The sequence below is a fragment of the Aestuariivirga sp. genome, from assembly GCF_044239095.1.
Lineage (GTDB): Bacteria > Pseudomonadota > Alphaproteobacteria > Rhizobiales > Aestuariivirgaceae > Aestuariivirga.
This window is the reverse complement of sequence record NZ_JBIICB010000316.1, coordinates 1-4,630: the sequence shown is the minus strand read 5'-3', so window position 1 is coordinate 4,630 and position 4,630 is coordinate 1. Positions and strand designations below refer to the sequence as shown.

Below are 4,630 nucleotides of genomic sequence, written 5' to 3'. Positions count from 1 at the left end.
TCAACCTGACGCTCTACAAGCTCGACCAGATCATCGAGGGCCCAGCCCTCGAAGAGATGGTTCAGGCGCTGATGACAAATCACCAGGCCGAGCTCCTGGCCGAGCAGGACAATGCCGCCTGACGGTGCGCGCGCGCTCCTCGCCGAGGCAGCGCAACGCCTGAAGGAGGCGGGCTGCGGCACACCGGACCTCGATGCGAGGTTGCTGTTCCAGGCCGCAACGGGACTCTCCCGCGAGGACATCATCCTGGACCCCGGCCGCAGGATCCCTGCCGGGGATATCGGGCACTTCGAGGCCTTGGTCATGCGGCGCATGGAACGCGAACCCGTCTCCCGCATTCTTGGTGAGCGCGAATTCTACGGCCGCCCTTTCCGCATCACGCCGGCAACGCTCGACCCGAGGCCCGACACCGAAACCCTGGTCGAGGCTGCACTGGCACTCATGCCGCAAGGTGCGCGGCTGCTCGACCTGGGCACGGGGACGGGGGCGATCGTGGTGACGCTGCTCGCCGAACGCCCGGACGCCACGGCTGTTGCGACCGACCTCTCGCAGGAAGCCCTCGCTGTGGCACGGGAGAATGCGGAACGGGCAGGCGTGGCCCAGCGGCTCTGCCTGATGCACGGCAGCTGGTTTGCGCCGGTGACGGCGGTCTTCGACATGATCGTGTCAAATCCACCCTATATCCCGAAGGCTGATATCGAAGGCCTCAGCCCGGATGTCCGGAACTTCGACCCCGGGCTGGCACTTTCAGGAGGAGACGACGGCCTCGACCCCTACCGTGCCATCGCGCCCCGCGCTGCCTCTCACCTGGCGGCGGAAGGTCATGTGCTGGTGGAGATCGGGGCGGGCCAGGCGGAGCAAGTGGAGGCGATCTTCGCCGCCAGCGGCTTCAGCAAGGTGGAGCGGCACAAGGACCTGGGCGGCCACGTGCGCTGCCTTGCCTTCCGCCGGCCTTCCGGCGCGCCGGAAAAATAACGATTGGAAAGTGATGGCCCGTGGGCTACATACGAGTCGGAAACGCTTTCTGCCCTTTGTATTGGTGCCGGGAACGACGTTGAGGCACGGCACCACGTGGTGCTGGACGCCCAGTTGATGTCAGCACAGGCGGGGATATGGCAGGAGCCCTTCGGGGATCACGCCGGTGGCGGAAGCCTTCCGTAACCAACGGGTAAAACTTGAACACGCTCGTTTTATGAGCTGATTGGCAGACCGGTTGCCGCTGGATTTTCTCAGCGGTCAGGCTGCATGCGCTCGCAACCCTGGACTAAGTCGGGATAATGGAACTGCGATGAGACCCACTCACAAGAACCGGAACCGCAACCGCCATCGCAGCGGAGGCGGCAGTGGGGGCGGCGGCGGCGGAGGCGGAGGCAATCCGCTGAGCAGAGTCTATGAGAGCAACGGACCCGATGTGAAGGTGCGGGGCACGGCGCAGACCGTTGCAGACAAGTATTTGCAACTGGGCCGCGACGCCCAGTCCTCCGGCGACATCGTGATGGCGGAAAGCTATTTCCAGCATGCCGAGCATTACCTCCGGATCGTCTCTGCGGCGCAGGCCTATAACCAGCAATCCCAGCAGCAGTATCGCCGCCCCGAGGACGAATTCGACGACGAGGATCTGGAAGACCATCCGGAAAACGCTGCCCAGTCAGCCGGTGAGCCTGAGGGCCTGGGTGATCAGCCCGCGATCGAGGCTGGTCCTGAGCGTTTCCAGCAGCAGCCGAACCAGGGTCAGCGCCAGCCGCGCGATAACCGCGACAACCGCGAGCCGCAGAACCGCGACCAGCAAGGCCGCGATCAGCAAGGCCGCGATCAGGGCGGACGTGATCGTTTCCGGCCGCGCTGGCAGGACCGCCGCAATGACAACCAGCCGGGCCAGCAGGCAGGCCAGGGTGGTGAGGCGCGTGCACAGCCCCAGCCACCCCGCAATGACGAGCAGCCCCGGACTGAGGCTGTCGCCGCACCGGAGACTGACCGCTGGGAGGCTCCGTCCTTCCTGCGCCGTCCGACGCCGACGCCGGCGCCGGCGCCAGCGCCGGTGGTTGCCGCCGCAGAGGATGTGCCGGCCGCCAGTACCCCCGCCCCCAAGCGCAAGTATGAGCGGCGGCCCCGCAAGGACGCTGCCGCCGAACCGGCCAGTGCCGGCGAGGATGTGAAGGCCCCCGCGGGCGATTGATCTTCCGCGCTTCAGCCGGATGTGACCGGGGCGGTGCTGTGTGCGCCGCCCCTTTTCATTTGATCAGGCGCAAAGCCTCCTGAGGCCGGAGCGGGCAATCATGCCTGATGCTTGATCGCGCGAAAGCCCTCCCCATATGAAGCACCGTCAAGGCCGCCGCCGTGACGGAATGCCTCTCGGGGGTTCTGGACTCTCGCCGGCGGCCGATCAACCGGTGACGGCATTTCAGGGGCTGCCCGACGGGGCCTTGCGAAATGCGCCGAGGAGGAGAGCAAGGCATGGATTTCGAGAAATACACCGAGCGTTCGAGGGGCTTCGTTCAGTCGGCGCAGTCGCTGGCGCTGCGCGAAGGACACCAGCGCTTCAGCCCCGAGCATTTGCTGAAGGTGCTGCTCGACGACGAGGAGGGCCTAGCGTCCGGCCTCATCAATGCGAGCGGCGGCGATTCGCGCCTGGCATTGCGCGAGGCCGAGGCAGCACTGAAGAGACTGCCGAAAGTCTCCGGCTCCGGAGCGGGCCAGATTTATCTCGCGCCCGAGATGGCGCGCGTGTTCGATGCTGCCCAGAAGATTGCCGAAAAGGCTAGCGACAGCTATGTGACAGCCGAGCGGCTGCTGCAGGCCCTCGCCATCGAGCAGTCCGAGGCTGCGAAGGCACTGAAATCCGCGGGCGTAACACCCCAGGGCCTGAATGAAGCCATCAATTCGATCCGCAAGGGCCGCACGGCAGACACCGCCTCGGCCGAGCAGGGCTATGACGCGCTCAAGAAATATGCGCGCGATCTCACCGAGGCCGCGCAGTCCGGCAAGCTCGACCCCGTGATCGGGCGTGATGAGGAAATCCGCCGCACCATCCAGGTGCTGTCGCGGCGCACCAAGAACAATCCGGTGCTGATCGGCGAGCCTGGCGTCGGCAAGACGGCGATCGCCGAGGGCCTGGCGCTGCGCATCATCAAGGGCGACGTGCCGGAGAGCCTGAAGGACAAGAAGCTCATGGCGCTGGACATGGGCGCCCTCATCGCCGGTGCGAAGTACCGCGGTGAGTTCGAGGAGCGTCTCAAGGCCGTGCTGTCGGAAGTGACATCTGCTGAGGGCGGCATCATCCTGTTCATCGACGAGATGCACACGCTGGTGGGTGCGGGCAAGTCGGAAGGGGCGATGGATGCATCGAACCTCTTGAAGCCCGCGCTGGCGCGCGGCGAACTTCACTGCGTGGGCGCAACGACGCTCAATGAGTACAGAAAGCATGTCGAGAAGGATGCGGCCCTTGCCCGCCGCTTCCAGCCTGTCTTCGTGAGCGAGCCGACGGTTGAGGATTCGATCTCGATCCTGCGCGGCATCAAGGAGAAATATGAGCTGCACCATGGCGTGCGCATCACTGACTCGGCCCTCGTCGCGGCGGCCACGCTGTCGAACCGCTACATCACCGACCGCTTCCTGCCCGATAAGGCCATCGACCTGATGGACGAAGCGGCTTCGCGCCTGCGCATGCAGGTCGATTCGAAGCCCGAGGAGCTGGACGAGATCGACCGCCGCATCATGCAGCTGCAGATCGAGCGTGAGGCGCTGAAGAAGGAGACGGATGCCGCCTCCAAGGACCGGCTCGGCAAGCTTGAGAAGGAACTTGCCGATTTCGAGGAAAAATCCGCAGCCATGACCAGGCGCTGGCAGGAGGAGAAGGAGCAGCTCGCCTCAGCCTCCAAGGTGAAGGAAGAGCTCGAGAAGGCACGCTTCGAACTCGACCAGGCGCAGCGCAGGGGCGATTTCGCAAAGGCCGGCGAACTGGCCTATTCGACCATTCCGCGCCTTGAGAAGACATTGAAGGAAGCCGAGGAGAAGTCGAGCTCCAAGATGCTCGAGGAGGCCGTGACCGAGAACCACGTGGCGCAAGTCGTTTCGCGCTGGACGGGCGTTCCCGTCGACAAGATGCTCGAAGGCGAGCGTGACAAGCTGCTCGCCATGGAGCAGGCGCTTGGCAACCGTGTCGTCGGCCAGGCGGAGGCCGTGGAAGCGGTCTCGACGGCGGTGCGCCGCGCGCGTGCGGGCCTGCAGGACCCGAACCGGCCCATCGGCTCTTTCATGTTCCTCGGACCCACGGGCGTGGGCAAGACGGAGCTCACCAAGGCGCTCGCCTCCTTCCTGTTCGATGACGAGCATGCGATGGCGCGCATCGACATGTCGGAATACATGGAGAAGCACTCCGTCTCGCGGCTCATCGGTGCCCCTCCCGGCTATGTCGGTTATGACGAGGGCGGCGCGCTGACGGAGGCTGTTCGGCGCAGGCCCTATCAGGTCGTGCTGTTCGACGAGATCGAGAAGGCGCATCCCGATGTGTTCAACGTGCTGCTGCAGGTGCTGGACGATGGCCGCCTCACGGATGGCCAGGGCCGCACCGTGGATTTCAAGAACACGCTGATCATCATGACGTCGAATTTGGGGAGCGAGTATCTCGTGA

Annotated in this window: 3 protein-coding genes; all 3 read left to right on the top strand. The window is 65.1% G+C overall.

Annotated features, from left to right (window positions below):
* Positions 1–111: 111 nt before the first annotated feature.
* The gene (prmC, locus tag ACILRA_RS20110) at positions 112–975 is read left to right on the top strand and encodes a peptide chain release factor N(5)-glutamine methyltransferase (protein WP_395663834.1); all 864 of its coding nucleotides are present in this window, start codon (positions 112–114) and stop codon (positions 973–975) included.
* A gap of 313 nt (positions 976–1,288) precedes the next feature.
* A complete protein-coding gene (locus tag ACILRA_RS20105) occupies positions 1,289–2,176 on the top strand; it encodes a DUF4167 domain-containing protein (RefSeq protein ID WP_395663833.1) in 888 nt (295 codons plus the stop codon).
* Positions 2,177–2,454: 278 nt separating this feature from the next.
* Positions 2,455–4,630, top strand: a 2,176-nt coding sequence (gene clpB, locus ACILRA_RS20100; RefSeq protein WP_395663832.1) for an ATP-dependent chaperone ClpB, incomplete at its 3' end; no start/stop codon positions are given.